This is a genomic window from Neisseria mucosa, from assembly GCF_003044445.1.
Lineage (GTDB): Bacteria > Pseudomonadota > Gammaproteobacteria > Burkholderiales > Neisseriaceae > Neisseria > Neisseria mucosa_A.
In genome coordinates this window covers 51,401-69,853 of the sequence record NZ_POWX01000002.1, presented here as the reverse complement: position 1 = coordinate 69,853, position 18,453 = coordinate 51,401, and the positions used below count along the sequence as shown (strand labels likewise).

General features: G+C 48.8%; 12 protein-coding genes. 6 read left to right on the top strand and 6 right to left on the bottom strand.

The annotated features are described in order from the left end of the window. The first annotated feature begins 11 nt into the window (after positions 1-11). Complete coding sequence (locus DBY90_RS01515; protein WP_070491628.1) at positions 12-1,967, top strand: cytochrome c biogenesis protein ResB; 1,956 nt, start codon at positions 12-14, stop codon at positions 1,965-1,967. Next, positions 1,957-3,144, top strand: a complete 1,188-nt coding sequence (gene ccsB, locus DBY90_RS01510; protein ID WP_070491618.1) for a c-type cytochrome biogenesis protein CcsB — start codon at positions 1,957-1,959, stop codon at positions 3,142-3,144. The genes DBY90_RS01515 and ccsB overlap by 11 nt, the downstream gene beginning before the upstream one ends. Before the next feature lie 230 nt (positions 3,145-3,374). Here the strand turns inward: ccsB and DBY90_RS01505 are convergent, their stop codons facing one another. From DBY90_RS01505 to gdhA, 3 genes are all read right to left on the bottom strand, one after another. Beyond that, positions 3,375-4,289 carry a patatin-like phospholipase family protein gene (locus tag DBY90_RS01505; RefSeq protein ID WP_070491620.1) on the bottom strand — a complete coding sequence of 305 codons (915 nt, stop codon included), beginning with the start codon at positions 4,287-4,289 and terminating at the stop codon, positions 3,375-3,377. A gap of 136 nt (positions 4,290-4,425) precedes the next feature. Beyond that, the gene (locus tag DBY90_RS01500; RefSeq protein ID WP_070491622.1) at positions 4,426-5,787 is read right to left on the bottom strand and encodes a M16 family metallopeptidase; all 1,362 of its coding nucleotides are present in this window, start codon (positions 5,785-5,787) and stop codon (positions 4,426-4,428) included. Positions 5,788-5,922: 135 nt separating this feature from the next. Next, on the bottom strand, positions 5,923-7,260 hold the full coding sequence (gene gdhA / locus DBY90_RS01495; RefSeq protein ID WP_070491624.1) for an NADP-specific glutamate dehydrogenase: 1,338 nt from the start codon (positions 7,258-7,260) through the stop codon (positions 5,923-5,925). A 545-nt stretch (positions 7,261-7,805) separates the two neighbouring features. On the opposite strand from gdhA, the gene DBY90_RS01490 reads away from it, so the two are divergent. Then, positions 7,806-8,600 carry a thymidylate synthase gene (locus DBY90_RS01490; RefSeq protein ID WP_070491626.1) on the top strand — a complete coding sequence of 265 codons (795 nt, stop codon included), beginning with the start codon at positions 7,806-7,808 and terminating at the stop codon, positions 8,598-8,600. A 61-nt stretch (positions 8,601-8,661) separates the two neighbouring features. On the opposite strand, the gene DBY90_RS01485 is transcribed toward DBY90_RS01490, so the two are convergent. From DBY90_RS01485 to DBY90_RS01475, 3 genes are all read right to left on the bottom strand, one after another. Beyond that, positions 8,662-11,061 (bottom strand): right-handed parallel beta-helix repeat-containing protein, encoded by a 2,400-nt coding sequence (locus DBY90_RS01485; protein ID WP_070491630.1) that lies wholly within the window; start codon positions 11,059-11,061, stop codon positions 8,662-8,664. A 1,470-nt stretch (positions 11,062-12,531) separates the two neighbouring features. Beyond that, the gene (lapB, locus tag DBY90_RS01480) at positions 12,532-13,701 is read right to left on the bottom strand and encodes a lipopolysaccharide assembly protein LapB (protein ID WP_039410768.1); all 1,170 of its coding nucleotides are present in this window, start codon (positions 13,699-13,701) and stop codon (positions 12,532-12,534) included. A 12-nt stretch (positions 13,702-13,713) separates the two neighbouring features. Then, positions 13,714-14,058 (bottom strand): LapA family protein, encoded by a 345-nt coding sequence (locus DBY90_RS01475; RefSeq protein WP_070491771.1) that lies wholly within the window; start codon positions 14,056-14,058, stop codon positions 13,714-13,716. 389 nt (positions 14,059-14,447) lie between these two features. On the opposite strand from DBY90_RS01475, the gene ilvE reads away from it, so the two are divergent. The 3 genes from ilvE to DBY90_RS01460 all read left to right on the top strand — a co-directional run bounded on the left by ilvE (position 14,448) and on the right by DBY90_RS01460 (position 17,525). Then, on the top strand, positions 14,448-15,446 hold the full coding sequence (gene ilvE / locus DBY90_RS01470; RefSeq protein ID WP_070491772.1) for a branched-chain-amino-acid transaminase: 999 nt from the start codon (positions 14,448-14,450) through the stop codon (positions 15,444-15,446). A 261-nt stretch (positions 15,447-15,707) separates the two neighbouring features. Continuing rightward, positions 15,708-16,586, top strand: a complete 879-nt coding sequence (locus DBY90_RS01465; RefSeq protein WP_070491774.1) for a YoaK family protein — start codon at positions 15,708-15,710, stop codon at positions 16,584-16,586. Positions 16,587-16,844: 258 nt separating this feature from the next. After that, entirely contained in the window at positions 16,845-17,525 is a 681-nt protein-coding gene (locus DBY90_RS01460; RefSeq protein ID WP_049228496.1) for an OmpA family protein, read from the top strand. Positions 17,526-18,453: the final 928 nt, after the last annotated feature.

Genomic DNA, 18,453 nt, shown 5'->3' with positions numbered 1-18,453 from the left:
TTTTAAGCTCCATGCGTTTTGCCGTTGCCCTGCTCAGTCTTTTGGGCGTCGCTTCGGTTATCGGGACGGTGTTGCAGCAAAACCAGCCGCAGGTCAATTATGTCGTGAAATTTGGTCCGTTTTGGGCGCAAATTTTCAACTTTTTAGGCTTGTACGATGTCTATGCATCCGCCTGGTTTGTGGTCATCATGATGTTTTTGGTGATATCGACCAGCTTGTGCCTGATTCGTAATGTTCCGCCTTTCCTTCGTGAAATCAAATCATTCCGTGAAAACGCCAAAGAAAAATCATTGGCTGCGATGCGTCATTCGACCGTTTTGGAAGGCAAGATGTCGTCTGAAATCGCCCAACGTTATCTCGAAGTACAAGGTTTCAGCTGCAAAACCGTAACGCGCGAAGACGGATCGGTTTTGGTTGCCGCCAAAAAAGGGGCGATGAACAAGTGGGGCTATATTTTTGCCCATGCCGCGCTGATTGTGATTTGTTTGGGCGGCTTGATAGACAGCAACCTATTGCTGAAAATCGGCATGCTGACCGGACGAATCGTGCCGGACAACCATTCCGTCTATGCCAAAGACTTCAAGCCTGAAAGCGTCTTGGGTACGTCAAACCTGTCGTTCCGCGGCAATGTAAACATTACCGAAGGGCAAAGTGCGGACGTGGTCTTCCTCAACGCCGACAACGGGATGCTGGTTCAGGATTTGCCGTTTGACGTGAAGCTGAAGAAGTTCCACATCGACTTTTACAATACCGGTATGCCGCGTGATTTTGCCAGCGATTTGGAAATTACCGACAAGGAAAGCGGCAAAAAATCCGAACACACCATCCGCGTCAACCATCCGCTGACGCTGCACGGCATTACCATCTATCAAGCGAGCTTTGCCGACGGCGGCTCCGATTTGAAATTTAAAGCATGGAATTTGGGCAACCCAAGCCGCGAGCCGGTAACGCTCAAAGCGACGTCTATGCGCGAATTCCCGCTCGACATCGGCAATACTTCCTACAAGCTGGAGTTTGACCAATTCACGTCCATGAACGTAGAAGATATGGGCAAGTCGTCTGAAAAAGAGCAAACCCTGCAATCTGCGATTAACGACGTACGCGCCGTGTCCCAAGAGAACAAAAAATACACCAACATCGGCCCATCCGTTGTTTACCGAATCCGCGACAAAGCGGGGCAGGCTGTCGAATATAAAAACTACATGCTGCCTATTAAACAAGAACAGGATTATTTCTTCATTACCGGCACGCGCACAGGTCTGGAACAACAATACCGTTGGCTGCGTATTCCTGCCGATAGAACCTCCAAACCCGATACCTTCATGGCGATGCGCGAACTCTTGAAAGACGAAGCCGCACGCAAAACCGTTATCCGCAACGCGACCTTGAACGCGCCCGAAAACATCCGCGAGCAATTTACCCTTGCCGCCGAAAACACCTTGGGCATTTTTGCGAAAGGCGGCTATTTGGCGTTGGACGAATTTATCACCAAAAACATCCCCAAAGAGCAGCAGGAAAAAATGCAGGGATATTTTTACGAAATGCTGTTCGGCGTTATGAACGCCGTATTGGAAGAAACCATCCAAAAATACAAGCTGACCGAGTGGCCTCAAGACGAAGCGCGCAACCGCTTCCTGCTGCACAGCATGGACGCCTACACCGGTCTGACCGAATATCCCGCACCCATGCTCCTGCAACTGGACGGCTTTGAAGAAGTCCGCTCTTCTGGCTTGCAAATGACCCGTTCGCCCGGTGCATTTTTAGTCTATTTAGGCTCTGTTTTGCTGGTTCTCGGCACGATATTTATGTTCTACATCCGCGAGAAACGCGCGTGGGTTTTGTTTTCAGACGACCGTATCCGCTTTGCCATGTCCTCCAGCCGTAACGAACGCGACCTGCAAAAAGAGTTTCCGCAACATACACAAAGCCTGCAACGACTGGCGAAAGATTTGAACCATGACGCATAACCCTAAAACCCTACCCGAACACGAGCTGCTGACGCACAAATCGTTTCTCAAGTCCCTGAATACGGTCGACTGCATATTCGCCCTCTTGACCGCAGCCGGCGCATTCTTCGCCCAAACCCGCATCCAGCACACCATGGACATCTACGAAATGGTGATTTTGTGGGCAAGCGCGGGCATTACCGTCTTTTTAGGCTGGTTTTTCAAACCCATGCGCTGGTTTGTACCTTTGTGTGCCGTCCTCGCATACGGTGCAGTCATGCTCTACGATGGCGAAATCAAACACGCCGACGGCTTCCTGCTCAAATACTTCCTCAGCAGCCAGTCCGCGATTATGTGGCAATGCGCCTTCATCTTCTTCGCACTCTTCGCCTACATCGCCGGCGCCGTGCTGGCACAACGCAAAAACGTCGGCACCAACACCCTGCTCGGTATGGGTTCTGTATTCGCTTGGGTGTCCGCCGTCGCAGGCTTTACCGGACTTTTAGTGCGCTGGCACGAAAGCTACCTCCTGCGCCCTGACGCAGGACACATCCCCGTTTCCAACCTCTACGAAGTCTTCATCCTCTTCCTCGTCATCACCGCCCTGATGTACCTCTACTACGAAGCCCGTTTCGCCGTACAAAAACTCGGCGGCTTCGTCTTCAGCTTCATGGCGATCGTTGTCGGCTTCGTCCTTTGGTACAGCTTTTCCCGCGAAGCGCACACCATACAACCCCTGATTCCCGCCCTGCAATCATGGTGGATGAAAATCCACGTCCCCGCCAACTTTATCGGCTACGGCTCATTCTGTATCGCCGCCATGCTCGGTATCGCCGAACTTTGGGCATTGAGAACCGAAAATGCCGGCAAAAAATCATGGCTGCCGCATTCGCAAGTTATCGAAGAAGTCATGTATAAAGCCATCGCCGTCGGCTTTCTGTTCTTCACCATCGCCACCATACTCGGCGCACTGTGGGCTGCCGACGCATGGGGACGCTACTGGAGCTGGGATCCGAAAGAAACATGGGCATTCATCGTCTGGCTCAACTACGCCGTCTGGCTGCACCTGCGCCTCGTCGCAGGCTGGCGCGGCAAAATTCTCGCATGGTGGGCAGTCATCGGACTGTTCGTTACCGCCTTCGCCTTCATCGGCGTCAACATGTTCCTGAGTGGCCTGCACTCTTACGGCACCTTGTAAGCATCAAGGCACAATATCGAAAGGTCGTCTGAAAAGCCCATACGGTTTTCAGACGACCTTTTTTAAATACGGGTCATGTTTGTATCCCTTCTATCTTGATGGCTTCCGTTTAAAACAGAGATCGTACCCATAAGAAAAAAGCGAGTATGCCCCCTCTATTTAAACAAAGGTCGTCTGAAAATAGTTTTATATTTTCAGACGACCTTTTATTTGCATAAAGCACTAAAGGCTTAGTAGCGGTATGCAGCCAGTTTGCGCCGTATTTCAGGAATAGCGGCTTTCGCGGCACGTTCTCCCTCGGCAATGGCACGTTGTTTTTGGCTGAAGCCGCCGACCGCGCCTAAGTCCAAGACTTGGGGATGGATGACGACATTTGCTTGGCTCAATTCATGTTGCAGGGCGGATTGCGACATGACGTTGATGGATTGGTCGAGGTAGGAGAAAAAGCCTTGTTTGAGGTTTTTAGACGGCCGATCGGAAATATCGACAGCAATGATGAAGTTTGCCCCCTGTTTTTTTGCCGCGCTGACGGGTACAGGCTGGGTTAGTCCACCGTCAACGTATCGGCGGCCGCCGATTAGGACAGGTTGGAACACGTTGGGGATGGCGGCAGATGCGCGGACTGCTTGTCCGGCATTGCCACGGTTGAAGGCGACGGCTTTGGAAGATTCGAAGTCGGTGGCGACGGCGGCGAATTTAATCGGGAAGTCTTGAATCGGGCGGTTACCGACTTTACGGTTAATATAGTCTTGCAGTTTTTGTCCTTTGATAAAGCCGCTGGTGGATAGGGTTAGATCGACCAAATCGGTTGAGCCGAGAATTTCGGCTTCCAATTCCAAACGGTCGGGACTTGCGCCGGAGGCATACAGGCTGCCGACGATGGCGCCTGCCGACGTACCGGTAACAATTTTGACGGGGATGCCGTTTTGTTTGAGGACTTTGATGATGCCGATATGGGCAAACCCTTTGGATGCGCCGCCACCGAGTGCTAAAGCAACGACTGCCTGTGGTTTGGGGGGAGGGGTGATTTGGGTGTTGTGCCGCGGCGGGTTGACGGGGGAAGTGTTGCTTGGACATGCGCTGAGGATTAGAACGGAAGAGACGGTCAGCGCGGTACGGAAAACGGAGGAAAAGGAGGATTTCATTTTCAGACGACCTCAGTGTAAGAAGAATGTTTTGTCAGGGTGATAATGGAACACGGTAAATTTTATCTTATCGGTTACGTTAAGATATTATCGTTTGGGATTATCGCACAGCAAGAGGTCGTCTGAAAACGGTTTGTCATTGTTTTTCAGGCTTTTTCAATGCCTTATAGTCTGCCGGTGCAGGAGGGGCGGTTTCCGGCATGATGATGACGGTACTTGAACGGTCGTCCGTCAGCATTTGTGCGGCTTTTTGTACTTCTTTGGCGGTTACGGCCTGTATGCGGCGGCGGATTGCGGCTTCATCGGAATATTTGAACCCGCGCGCTTCCAAACGACCCATCAGCGAAGCTTGTGAAACCATAGAGTCACGCGCGTAGATTTCGCCCGCCAATGCCTGTGCTTTGATGCGGTCGAGCTCTTCTTTGCTGATGCCGTTGTCGGCGATGTCTTTGATTTCGGACTTCATCTGCGTAAGCAGGGTTTCGGCGGATACGTTTTCAGCAGGCATTCCAAATACGCCGAACAGCGGCATTTCTCGACTGAGCAGGTCGTAATGGGCATTTGCGCTTAATGCACTTTGTTTGCCGCGCACGAGGTTTTTGTCCAAACGGCTGGAAGTGTTGCCCGCCAAAACGTCAGTCAGGACATCCAAGGCGTAAGGCAGCTTGTCGTCAAGGCGGGAGAGGGCGGGAACGCGCCAGCTGATGGCAGCCAACGGTTGACGGGTAACGGGAGAGAAAGCTTGGGCAAAGGAAGGGGAGCGTTTGACGGGTTCGGCTTTCAGATTGTTCCGCTCAGGCAAAGATTTACGCGGTATTTTGCCGAACAATCCTGCCGCCGTGCGCAGGGTCTGTTTGGCATCGACATCGCCGACGATGACCAAAACGGCATTATTGGGTGCGTAGAATTGTTTGTACCAAGCGCGCAAATCGTCGGCGCGCAAGGTGTTCAGGTCTTCCATATAGCCGATAATGGAGGCTTTCATGGAGGGCAGGGTAAAGCTGTTCAGATAGATTTGTTCCCACATTTTCCCGCCAGCATCGTCTTCCGTGCGCTGGCGGCGTTCTTCTCGGATAACGTTCATTTCGGTAGCGAACTCTTTATCGCTGAAATTGAGGTTGTGCATCCGGTCGGCTTCAAGTTTGAGAACTTCGGGCAAGTTGGCAGAGGCGATATTGGCGTAATATACCGTTTCGCTGCGGTTGGTGTAGGCATTGTCGTTGCCACCCAAACGGGCGATGCGGCTGCTGTATTCGCCCGATGGTACGGAAGGTGTCCCTTTAAACATCATGTGTTCTAAGGCGTGGCTCAATCCGCTTTTGCCCGGTTTCTCATCCACGCTGCCGACTTTGTACCAAATCTGGGAAACGGCGACAGGCGCGCGGCGGTCTTCTTTGACGATGATTTTCAGACCGTTGGGCAGGGTTTGGGATAAGGTTTGTGCGAAGGTGGCGCAAGAGAGGAGGCAGGCAGATAAAAAAACATAACGGCTCAGCATAATGGCTCCTAATAAATGGTAATGGACAGACTGTAACAAGAAATTTGCCCTCAGGCTATAAAAAAGGTCGTCTGAAAACCCCGATTCAAGGTTTTCAGACGACCTTTCCACATTTTAAAGTCAGGAGAATCAGACTTACACGATGCCTTGCGCCAGCATCGCATCGGCGACTTTGACGAAACCGGCGATGTTCGCACCGTTGACGTAGTTGGTTTTGCCATTTTCAGTGCCGTATTTCAGGCAAGATTCGTGGATGCTGTGCATGATGTCGAACAGACGTTGGTCGACTTCTTCGCGGCTCCAAGACAGGCGGACGGCGTTTTGGCTCATTTCTAAGCCTGAAGTTGCCACACCGCCGGCGTTGGAGGCTTTGCCCGGTGCATACAGGATGCCCGCTTTGATGAATTGCTCGACCGCGCCCAAAGTGGAAGGCATGTTCGCACCTTCGGCAACGACGTAGCAGCCGTTTGCCAGCAGGGTTTTGGCAGCATCTTCGTCCAATTCGTTTTGGGTCGCGCAGGGCAGGGCGACTTCGGCGGCAACGCCCCACGGTTTTTGGTTTTCAAAGTATTTCAAACCTTGTTCTTTGGCGTAGGTGGAAACACGTTCGCGGCGGACTTCTTTCAGCTCGATAAGCGCGGCGAGTTGGTCTTCGGTCATGCCGCTGTCGGGGAAGAGGACGAAACCGTTGGAGTCGGAAATGGTCAGCACTTTCGCGCCCAGTTGGATGGCTTTTTCGGCGGCGTATTGTGCGACGTTGCCGGAGCCGGAAATCAGAACGCGTTTGCCTTCAATCGAATCGCCGCGCGTTTGCAGCATGGATTGGACGAAATATACGGTGCCGTAGCCGGTCGCTTCGGGACGGATGAGGCTGCCACCCCATTCGAGGCCTTTGCCGGTCAGAACGGAGGCAAATTCGTTGCGGATTTTTTTGTATTGTCCGAACAGGAAGCCGATTTCGCGACCGCCTACGCCGATGTCGCCTGCGGGTACGTCGGTGTTCGGACCGATGTGGCGGTAGAGTTCGTTCATAAAGGCTTGGCAGAAACGCATCACTTCAGCGTCGGATTTGCCTTTTGGATCGAAGTCGGAGCCGCCTTTGCCGCCGCCCATAGGCAGGGTAGTCAGAGCGTTTTTGAACACTTGTTCAAAGGCGAGGAATTTCAATACGCCCAAATCGACGGTCGGGTGGAAACGCAAGCCGCCTTTGTAAGGGCCGATGGCGGAGTTCATCTGAATGCGGTAGCCGCGGTTGACTTGGACTTGTCCTTTGTCGTCCATCCAAGTGACGCGGAACATAAGCACGCGCTCGGGTTCGACGATGCGCTCAAGCAGATTTTGCTGGGTGTATTTCGGGTTTTTCGACAAAAACGGACCCAAACTCATGAATACTTCTTCAACCGCTTGGTGAAACGGCTCTTGATTGGGGTTGCGTTGTTTTAGATTGGCAAACAAGGCATTCAGGTCAGTCATTTGGTGCTCCTTGAGAATAGGATTAAAGAGATAATGAATTTACGGAAAGAAATATAAACCTAATTTTTTTGGCTGCCAAGCGGTTTTTACGAAAATTGTTGACATTATTTTTTTGAGAATTTTATTATTTGGTATATATTGCCAATAAAATAAAAAATTTATTTTTAAAATTCTATTATTTTGATATAAGTTGAATTTATATTCTAAGTAGTTAAACTAGAAATTTAGAGTGAGGCGGCGTAAAAATTTAATCTGACGCAAATTTTCATGTAAATATGACTAATATTGTCAACAATATCGCTGATTTTTTGCTTGAAAAAGAAGCTAAGAAAGAAAATAACACATTAAAAAATGAATCTTGTTTGAGCTGGAAAAGCGTAATTTCGGAACATTCGATAAGGGATCATGTAAAGGTCGTCTGAAAACCGGATTTGCCGTTTTCAGACGACCTTAGATTTTCATTAAAAGCCATGTATTCGCGCATCTGGATGCTATACAATACGCCCCAAAGCATTTCCAACAACACACACTCTTAAAGGATACCAATGAAAGCCTACCATGACTTAATGCGCCACGTTCTCGAAAACGGCACCGACAAATCCGACCGTACCGGCACAGGCACGCGCTCGGTGTTCGGTTATCAAATGCGCTTCGATTTGAGTCAAGGCTTTCCGCTGCTGACCACCAAAAAGCTGCACTTGCGCTCGATTATCCATGAGCTGCTTTGGTTTCTCAAAGGCGATACCAATATCAAATACCTGAAAGATAACAATGTTTCCATTTGGGACGAATGGGCGGACGAAAACGGCGACTTGGGACCTGTGTACGGCTACCAATGGCGCAGTTGGCCTGCACTCGACGGCTGCCATATCGACCAAATTGCCAATGTGGTGGAACAAATCAAGAAAAACCCCGATTCCCGCCGCCTGATTGTGTCGGCATGGAATCCCGCGCTGGTGGATGAAATGGCATTGCCGCCTTGCCATGCGCTGTTTCAGTTTTACGTTGCCAACGGCAAATTGTCCTGCCAGCTTTACCAACGCAGCGCGGACATCTTCCTCGGCGTACCGTTCAACATTGCCAGCTACGCGCTGTTGACCATGATGATTGCCCAAGTTTGCGGGTTGGAAGCAGGCGAATTTATCCACACCTTCGGCGATGCGCATCTGTACAGCAACCATTTCGAACAGGCAAAACTGCAATTGAGCCGCGACTTCCGCGCGCTGCCGGTGATGAAAATCAATCCCGAAGTCAAAGACTTGTTTGCATTCAAATTTGAAGATTTTGAGTTGGAAGGCTACGACCCGCATCCGCACATCAAGGCTGCCGTAGCGGTGTAGGGTAGGGAATAGATAAAAGGTCGTCTGAAACTTTTCAGACGACCTTTTGATTACGGCTGGTTTATAGGATGCCGTTGGTGTGCACGTGGTCTTCCGTTACCGGTAAGGTTTTGTGCTGGTAGGAATAGACGGAATCTTGAATAGTGTTGATGTTTTTGCTGACGCTGACCAATACGTCCGACAGGCTGAGGTTGCTGCCTTTGGTATTGACATTATCAAGTGTGTCTCCGTTATGGGTGTTGGAGTTGGAATAAACATCAATATCCGATTCATAACGCAGCCAGGTTTTGTAAATTGGGCCTTTGATGTCGGTTACCAAGGTATTGTTTGCCATATTTAAATTAGCATTAACCTTGCCGTCGCCGGTGCTGCGGACTTCAACGATGCTGTTATCCAGGCGTCCGTGCAGCGACAGGGTATTGTTGGTAACGTTATATTCCTTGGCATTTGTACGCATAAACGCAAATTCGGCATAACCACCGGATTCTTCACGAACCGTAACGGCGTTGTTGTTCAGCGTAACCGAACCATGCATCGGTACGTCAGAGTGGTGTTCTTCAATATAGAAAGGAACAGCTCCACTCTTCATTTTGCCAATATCGGCAATATTATCACTGATGTTAATGGTGCTGGTGCCGATACCTTTTTCCTTAGTTTGAGGAGCGTAGGTGTCATTAATGACCGCCATCAGGTATTTGGTTGATTCGCCGCTGATTTTGTTGCCGGTAATGTTTAGTGTGTAATCCATTTTTTGTTCATGGTTACGGAATTCGATACCGTAGGTTTGGATATTGTCTTTATAGACCTCCAAGTTATTGATTGTGTTGTTGCTGATGTCAAAATAGCCTTTATCTTTACTGTGTAAGTCGCGGCGTTGCGTATTGGTCTGTACTTGGATACCGGAATACATATGGTAGTCGTATCCCGGAGTGTCATCGACCGCAAGACGGAAAGAAGTGTCCTGTGTAATGACATTACCGGATATTTTGACGTTATCCAGCGAGAATTGGCGGTTATAGACCGCAATACCGTACAGTCGGTCGCCATTCAGTGTGTTGTTCTCAATTAAAACGTCTGTGCCGTCATGCACGTCCAGACCTTTCCGGTAGTTGTGGTCGGTCGTATTTTTGCGGTAGGTAATGCCGTAATTGTAGCTACCTGCAGCGGCGGCGATGCCGTAGCCGGTGCCGCCATCATCTTGGTGTCCGTTCCAGGACAAGAGGTTGCCTTCTCCGAGGAAATTCTTTTGATAGGAAACCAGTGCGCCGGCAACGCGGTTGTGGTGCAGTTTGGAGTCAACGATACGGTTATTTTCACCTAAAGGCAGTGAATCGTATTTGTCGTCGATGGAGCCGTTGGCAACACGGTCTTTATAAGATAGTTTGTAGCCTGCTTCGCGCATGAGTGCAGCGGTAGAGGTAAAGGTTACACCTGCACGGTTTGCACCGGATACTTCCACTTTGCTGATCAGGGTGTTGTCTGCATCGTTGACTAAAATGCCGTTTACTTTACCGAAATAGCTTAAACCTTTGCGGTAGAAATCAGCGTTGGTGTATCGAACGGATAGGTCGGCAATCGTTTTGCCATTTTGACCATCTACCAAGATACCCGCAAAAGCTCGAACATCATCGTGGTTGGTGTTGGAATTGAATATACCAACTTGGGCTTTATCAAAGTTGATTTGGGTTTTGCCCATGCCAGCACCGAAGATGCCTTTAACACCGGAGGTATTATTGTCGATAACGATTTGGTCAGAAATGTAATAAGTGCCGTCCATAAACAGCATGGCTTTTTCTTTATGAGCAGCTTCGAGCGCGGCTTTGATAGCCGCCAGGCTGTCTTTTTTACCTGTCGGATCTGCGCCGAAATCATTTACATTAATGTAACGACCATATTGTTTGGACTCATATACTTTATAGTCGCCGGATTCTGATTGTTTGCCTTCTGCAGGATTATGGATGTGGGCAGTCGCAGTCGTTCCTTTTTCAGCGGCAGGTTGCGTAGGAGAAACGCTTTTGTTGTTTTGGTGCTGTGCTGCATTATTGTTGTCATCAGAAAGGTCGGTTACTTTACCTGCATTGTTTTGTGTTGGCAGCGTACTCTTGCCGACATGCGATTTATCGGATGATGGGTTGTCTGTTTTAGAGACTGTATTTTTTACAGGTTTGCTCATTTCTTCTTCGGTTGAAGAATGATTACCTGGTTTGTTTGTCGAATGTTTGATTTGTTCGGCACGGTTTTTCTCTGCTAATTCAGCTTTTGCAGCAGCGTCAGCAGCTTTGCGGGCTGCTTCTGCTTTTTCGCGAGCAGTGATGATGGCTGCTTTACGATCGATTTCTCGTTTTTGTTCCAAAGCTACACGTTCGGCTTCAGCTTTTTCTCGGGCTGCTTTGCGCTCGGCTTCAGCTCTTTCTTGTGCGGCCTTTTTCTCTGCGGCAGCCTTTTTCTCTGCGGCAGCCATAGCGATTTTATGAGCAGCTTCAGCTCTTTCTTGAGCAGCCTTTTTCTCTGCAGCAGCCTTTTTCTCTGCGGCAGCCATAGCGATTTTATGAGCAGCTTCAGCTCTTTCTTGAGCAGCCTTTTTTTCGGCAGCAGCTTTTTTCTCTGCAGCGGCCATGGCAGCTTTATGAGCAGCTTCAGCTCTTTCTTGAGCAGCCTTTTTTTCGGCAGCGGCTTTGGCTTGAGCAGCGGCCATAGCTGCTTTATGTGCTGCCTCAGCTCTTTCCTGAGCAGCTTTTTTCTCTGCGGCGGCTTTGGCTTGAGCAAGTAACTTGGCTTCGAAAGGCGTCAGTTTGGATTTTGTCGCCGGAAGTTGGGTTGGCCGCATATTTTGTGCTCCCGAAATGTTGGTTTGTCCGTGCGTTTGCTTCGGTAGGGAAGAAGCAATTTGCATACCACCCATCGCATGTTCGAAAATTAGCGCATTTAGTATGGACGAAGAAGATGTTGTTGAAGTAGGTTGGTTTGTTGTTGACGGTTTGGACGTATTGATGCTGGTTTGTCCATAGTTAGTGAGTAAAGACGTAGTTTGTTGTGACATAATTCAGATTTCCCATGGTTGAACATTACAGGCTAATACCTGCAGCAATGTAAAGGTACGGTATGTTTTGCAACCAGTTCTGCCAGTGTTTGTGTGGTTTTGGCAGGATGGTTCATACTATTTATTAAAGCATTCTTGTTTTGAGAACTTCTTTCCATTTTTTAGGTAAAGTTGTTTTCTAGCTACAAGGTGTTTTTTATAGTTCGGATAGTGGCAGTTACGATGGAGGCGTGTATGTTGTAGCAGCTATATCCGTTATCACTTGGTCATTTATGCTTATCTGTACTATGTTTTAGATCGCTTAGTCTAAATTAAGTAAGATTACGAGATTGTTTGTTAGTTCACTACTTTTTAAACAAAATTTCACCCGTATGCACGATAGATGTTATCTATAACCATAATGAATGTTTAAATGATTTTAGCATAATAAAAAAAATAATGATGATTTCATTTTTAATTATTTAAAGAAAATAAATAATTAATTGAAATATAAGATAATTATTTTTATTTTATATGTTATAAAAAGTAGATTGTTTGGCAAATTTGTTGTTTTTTATACCGTTGAGTGAAATAAATCACCGTTTAGTTCTAATGAAAGTCTGCTAAAAATATTTCAGCAGACTTCTATATTTGTTGAGGTTGGATTTCTTGATTGAAGTGTATAAATTTTCACTATCTAGGTCTGTAATTTTGTATAACGAGTGGTAGTAATGATATTGCTTGAGGTACATAAGAGATGATTACTCGTGTGCAGAATTACAACTATAGGTTATTTTGTTTGGAGGTGTTAATAAGGAGCTGCTGGTAAGTAATTGGCAGTTGGTAGCAGGGTGAGAGAAGATGCTAAAAGGTCGTCTGAAACTTTTCAGACGACCTTTTTGTTGGTTTGGTTTACACCTCGATCTTATTGGGTGTGAAGGTTTCCCATTTGTTGCAGGCGGGGCAGTGCCAGAAGAAGACTTGGGATTTGAAGTGGCAGTTGCGGCAGCGGTACATGACGCTGCGTTGGAGTTGGCGGCCGATGACGGAGCGCATCATGTCGGCGTCGGCTTTCCACGCGGGATTCATGTCGCTGATTTTCAAGCCCAGCAGGCGGTACACGCCGTTGAGGTCGGGTTTTTGGCGCACGAGTTCGACGGCAAGTTGGGCGGCTTCGCTTTCGCCTTTGAGCAGCAGGGCTTTTTCGTAGATGACGTTGATAAGGTCTAAATCGGGGAAGGTCTGCATATAGCCGATAAGCCGGTTCAGTCCTTCTTCCTGTTTGCCTTGGGCGGCATAGGCTTCGTAGAGTTTCTCGCCGACCATGCTCAGATAGGCATGATTTTGCTGCTCGATGGCGCCGTATGCCTCGACAGCGGCGGGGAAATTGCCCTGTTTGGTTTCGATGTCGCCCAAAATCATATTGGCGCGGGCGCATTTTTTGTTGGCGTCCAAAGCTTTTTGGACGTTGTAACGGGCGGCGTCAAGATTGGATTTGAACAACGCGGTTTGGGCAAGTTCGCAATAAAACTGTGCAATTTCAAATTGGTAGGTTTGCTCGTCGTGGCTGAGGAGTTGCGCGGTTTCGATGGCTTTTTCCCAGTCGCGGTCTTGCTGGTAGATGCTGAGCAGGTGCTGACGGGCTTCGCGCGCCATGTTGCCTTCCTGCAAGCCGATGAAGATTTGTTCTGCGCGGTCAACCAAGCCTGCACTTTGATAGTTTTGCGCAAGTTCGAACAACACCCGTGCACGTTTTTCGTTGACGGTGTCGGGCGAGTCGAGCAGGGCTTGGTGCATATTGATGGCTTTGTCGTTTTCGCCACGCTGACGGTAGAGTTTGCCCAAGGTCAGGTTGAGGTCGTAAGACTGCGGCTGCTGGTCGATGACTTCCGCCAACTCGCGGGCGGCACGGCCGCTGTTTCGGTCAACCAATGCGTCCAGACTTTTGTAAAAGCCGGCGGGCACGCTTTTCGCCTGTTTCAACACGGTTTTCATGTCGATACGGGCGGCAAACCAGCCCATGGCAAAGAAGACGGGCAAAAGGGTAATGGGCAGTAGGATGACCCACAATTCGTTGTCCATGTGATTCCTTCTTTAAGGCTTGGGCGTTTGTACGGGTTGGTTGGCAGGGACAGTCGTTTGCGGCGCAGGTTGTTGCGGTACGGGGGTGACGAGGTCTTTTTCGCTCAAATGTGCGTGTTTTTTGACTTCGGCACGCAGGCGGTTGTTTTCGCTGCGCAGTGCCAAAAGTCTGCCGAACAGGGCAAACATGCCGAACACGATACCGATAACAAACGCGCCGAAGAGGACGACGATCAGCGGTAAGTCGGCTTTTTGACCGGGCAGATAGTGGAAGGCGACGCTGTCGGTATTGATGACGGCGAGCAGTAAAAACAATAATAAAATGATGACTTTGATAATGGTGTAAATCAGTTTCATGGATGTCTCCGGCGGTATGCCTGTCGGAAAATTTTGAAAAGGTCGTCTGAAAAATTCAGTAGGGCGGTCAATGTGGATTCCGTTTCCGAATCCGTTTGCCGCAGATGCGGCTTAGTTTAAACGATTTGGATTGTTTCGGATAGGATGTGCGGCAGTTTTCAGACGACCTCAGGCTTCATTATATATATGTAGTAAACGGTAGGCATGATTGCTGACAATTTGTATCCATACTTGGAATGGGGGTTTTCCGTATTTCGTTATCAGGCAAGGGCTTGTGCAGAAGCTGATTTCGAAACGGGCATTCGCACTTGTCAAAACCATCCGTACAGGCGTATCTTTCAACTTTTAATATCTAAACAGAACCAAACAGAATAAGAAAGGCAATCATCATGAGCAGACCTGTACCCGCCGTGTTCGGCAGCGTCTTCCACGCCCAAATGCCCGTTATCGTCTATAAGGACGGCAAATGGCAGCCGATCGAATGGCAAACTTCCTCAGACCTCACCCTCGCGCCCGGCGCGCATGCCCTGCATTACGGCAGCGAATGCTTTGAAGGCTTAAAAGCATTCCGTCAGGCAAACGGCAAAATCGTCTTGTTCCGTCCGACGGCAAACATCGCCCGTATGCAACAAAGCGCGGATATTTTGCACCTGCCGCGCCCCGAAACCGAAGCCTATTTAAATGCCCTGAGCGAATTGGTCAAACGCGCCGCCGATGAAATCCCCGATGCGCCTGCCGCGCTGTATCTGCGCCCGACGCTCATCGGTACCGACCCCGTTATCGGCAAAGCCGGTTCGCCGTCCGAAACCGCGCTGCTTTATATCCTCGCTTCTCCGGTCGGCGACTATTTCAAAGCCGGTTCGCCCGTGAAAATTTTGGTTGAAACCGAACACATCCGCTGCGCACCGCACATGGGCCGCGTCAAATGCGGCGGCAACTACGCCTCCGCCATGCCTTGGGTGCTGAAGGCGAAAGCCGAACACAGCGCAAACCAAGTCCTGTTCTGTCCGAACGGCGACGTACAGGAAACCGGTGCGTCCAACTTTATCCTGATTAAAGGCAACGAAATCATCACCAAGCCGTTGACCGACGAATTCCTCCACGGCGTAACCCGCGATTCCGTGCTGACCGTTGCCAAAGACTTGGGCTACACCGTCAGCGAACGCAATTTCACCGTGGACGAACTCAAAGCTGCAGTCGAAGAGGGCGCGGAAGCGATTCTGACCGGTACAGCCGCCGTTATCTCGCCCGTTACTTCTTTCGTTATCGATGGCAAAGAAATCGAAGTGAAAAGCCAAGAGCGCGGCTACGCTTTGCGCAAAGCCTTGACCGACATCCAATACGGTTTGGCAGAAGACAAACACGGCTGGTTGGTTGAAGTGTGCTGATTTGATTTTGTATTGATGTAATCGGTAGAAAGGTCGTCTGAAAAGGATAAAATGCTTTTCAGACGACCTTTTTTATGGTTAATGGAAATAGAAAAATTCCTGCCTGCCGTCATTTCTCATCAGTGGTAGGTACAACACCTAAATATTATAGATTTTTGATGGCGGGGTCGTCTGAACACACTGTTCGGATGATGGATTAATTTTAATCGGAAAGGTGTTTTTCTTGCCTTGCATCCATCATTGCAAAAGAGATAACGTTACATGGAAGAACCAAAAATACACCTACGACGCGATAAGCAGATTAGGGCGCATGACAAGCGGCGACATGCCCCGCCGTTTTGGCAGGCGGACAGGCCGTATCTGCACGAACACCATATTTCCGATGCGCGCTTCCGCAGGCTGGGCTACATCATGGCGATGTTAGCAGGTGCGATCAATGCGGGTGGTTTCTTTGCGTTCGCACGCTACACGTCACACGTTACCGGCTCGATGTCGCTGCTGGCGGACGCTGTGTATCTGCGCGAATGGATAACGGCGGCGGTAGCTTTGATCAGCGTGTTGTGTTTCATTGTCGGTGCGGTACATTCGGGCTGGGTGGTTTTGTGGACGCAGCAGAAGCGGTTTCGCGGCAGCTTCGGTTTTTCCATGTGGCTGGAAGCGGTTTATCTGCTGATATTCGGCTTGTTCGGACTGACGGCATCACAATGGAACATTGGAAGCGGGAATATGGTTTTCCCGTCTTTAGCGTTGTTTTTATTATGTTTCATCATGGGAATGCACAATACGGTGATGACGCTTTTATCTGGTGGCGCCATCCGTTCGACGCACATGACCGGCACGGCGACCGACTTGGGCATCGAGCTTTCGCGCGTGCTGTATTATTCGAAAAAACATCATCCGCGCCTGCCGCATGTGCGTGTCAATAAGCCGAAGATGTGGCTTTTGGGTGGAATGATGTGGTCGTTTTTGTTGGGTGGGGTGATTGGTGCGTGGGGCTATCATCAGATAGGCCACCATTTTGCCTTGCCGGTTGCGCTGGTGTTGTTTGTGTTGGGCGCGGGATCGGTCGGTTACGATGTGCGTTTGAGGCTGAAATATATGTTGATAAGGTATGTCCGCCGCCGTTATGGAAAAGAATAGGTGTTGCAAACGCCTTGAGGAACCAAACTTCATTACGGCAATCTTACTGAATACGCAGAATAGAAAACTGGAATGTCAGTTTGCGGTCAGTTAGGTAATATCGGGTTAAGCGAGATTTGCTGCTCCGCAATCTTGGCTATCATGCTGTTTCAATCTGTTTTGAAGGGTTTGCAGCCCGCCGAAACATCGTTGAAATACATCAAACCGCTTTCAGACGACCATCTGTGTTGGAGCGGTATTTTTTGAAAGGAAATCTCAATGAAATTCTTGAAACCTTTGACCGTTGCCGCGTTGGCCATTCCTTTGGCACTGACCGGCTGCGTAACCGACCCTGTAAGCGGACAACGCAACACCAGCAAAACCGCCATGTACGGCTTGGGTGGTGCGGCAGTGTGCGGCATCGTCGGCGCACTGACCCACGGCGGCAAAGGCGCGCGCAATTCCGCGTTGGCGTGTGGCGCGATTGGTGCGGGCGTCGGCGGCTACATGGACTATCAAGAGAAAAAACTGCGCGAAAACCTGAAAAACACCAATATCGAAGTGGAACGCCAAGGCAACCAAATCAAACTGGTCATGCCTGAAAACGTCACCTTCGCTACCGGTAGCGCGGCATTGAGCGATCACGCGCGCAACGCTCTGGCGACCGCCTCCGAAACGCTGGTGCAATACCCCGACACGACTTTGACGATTAACGGTCATACCGACAACACCGGCAACGATGCCATCAACGAGCCGCTGTCCCGCAACCGCGCGCTTGCTGTTGCCGACTACCTGCAATCGCGCGGCGTGAATGGCTCGCGTCTGACCACAGCAGGCTACGGCTCGCGCCACCCTATCGCGTCTAACGCCACTGTCGAAGGCCGCGCCCAAAACCGCCGCGTCGAGATTTTGATCAATCCCGACCAAAACGCCATCAAAGCGGCGCAACAGCAAATGTAAGCTATCCGTCTCAGGATAAAGTTTAAAGGTCGTCTGAAACCAAATCAGGTTTCAGACGACCTTTTCATATGAAGTAATGCGGGCCGAATGTCCGAATACCTCAAGGTATAGTGTATTAACTTTAAACCAGTACAGCGTTGCCTCGCCTTGCCTTGCCGTACTATCTGTACTGTCTATGGCTTCGTCGCCTTGTCCTGATTTAAATTTAATCCACTATAATTTGAGATAGGGGGCAATAAAATGCTGGAAACGCAGGAAACAAAAAAAGGAGGCAATCCCCCACAGGATTGCCCCAATACCTCAAATCAGAGATTTACGCTTCACAAACAATACAGGCTTTCGCCTGCGGCTTTACCTGCACGGCTCAACTCCGTGCGGGTAAACTTTTGTTCCGAGGGAGTGAGGCTCGGAACATCCGCTGCAAATCGAAGGATTTGCTGCTGGAAACCGGAGTATCGGATTTGCCGGTACGGCTGTAATTCGATGTAGCGAAATTTACTCGAAAAATTTGGGTTTGCCAAGTAGTTTATATTATTTTTATATGCTAAATTTATATTTATAATATTTCAAAAAATATAAATTATTTGAAATATAAAATCTTATATTTATATTTTTATTTAAAATAATCAATTTTTTTACATAAATTCAACATTATATTTTTATTGGGTTATTTGTTATAATTGATTCTTCCGAAATGTTATTTTATAACAGTTTGATTTTAAATGAAATTAAATTTAACATATTAACTAAAATTTCGTATTGCTTTTATGTTTTTTGAGTTTGGTTTGATTTTTTCGTGGTGTTTGGGGTTTGATGGGGCCGAATATCTAAGTTATCCAAAGAGTTAATGTGAGATATTCTCAATTTGAAATTTGTTACTATTGTTGCTAATTTTCGATTTAATAGAAATAATAAAAGCCCGTATATG

Bases quoted from the DNA above. Each gene is read 5' to 3' on its own strand.
- lapB (WP_039410768.1), bottom strand. From the start codon at position 13,701: ATGGACAACGAATTGTGGGTCATCCTACTGCCCATTACCCTTTTGCCC.
- DBY90_RS01490 (WP_070491626.1), top strand. From the start codon at position 7,806: ATGAAAGCCTACCATGACTTAATGCGCCACGTTCTCGAAAACGGCACC.
- DBY90_RS01460 (WP_049228496.1), top strand. From the start codon at position 16,845: ATGAAATTCTTGAAACCTTTGACCGTTGCCGCGTTGGCCATTCCTTTG.
- DBY90_RS01475 (WP_070491771.1), bottom strand. From the start codon at position 14,058: ATGAAACTGATTTACACCATTATCAAAGTCATCATTTTATTATTGTTT.
- DBY90_RS01505 (WP_070491620.1), bottom strand. From the start codon at position 4,289: ATGAAATCCTCCTTTTCCTCCGTTTTCCGTACCGCGCTGACCGTCTCT.
- ilvE (WP_070491772.1), top strand. From the start codon at position 14,448: ATGAGCAGACCTGTACCCGCCGTGTTCGGCAGCGTCTTCCACGCCCAA.
- DBY90_RS01500 (WP_070491622.1), bottom strand. From the start codon at position 5,787: ATGCTGAGCCGTTATGTTTTTTTATCTGCCTGCCTCCTCTCTTGCGCC.
- ccsB (WP_070491618.1), top strand. From the start codon at position 1,957: ATGACGCATAACCCTAAAACCCTACCCGAACACGAGCTGCTGACGCAC.
- DBY90_RS01515 (WP_070491628.1), top strand. From the start codon at position 12: ATGCGTTTTGCCGTTGCCCTGCTCAGTCTTTTGGGCGTCGCTTCGGTT.
- DBY90_RS01465 (WP_070491774.1), top strand. From the start codon at position 15,708: ATGGAAGAACCAAAAATACACCTACGACGCGATAAGCAGATTAGGGCG.
- DBY90_RS01485 (WP_070491630.1), bottom strand. From the start codon at position 11,061: ATGGCTGCCGCAGAGAAAAAGGCTGCCGCAGAGAAAAAGGCCGCACAA.
- gdhA (WP_070491624.1), bottom strand. From the start codon at position 7,260: ATGACTGACCTGAATGCCTTGTTTGCCAATCTAAAACAACGCAACCCC.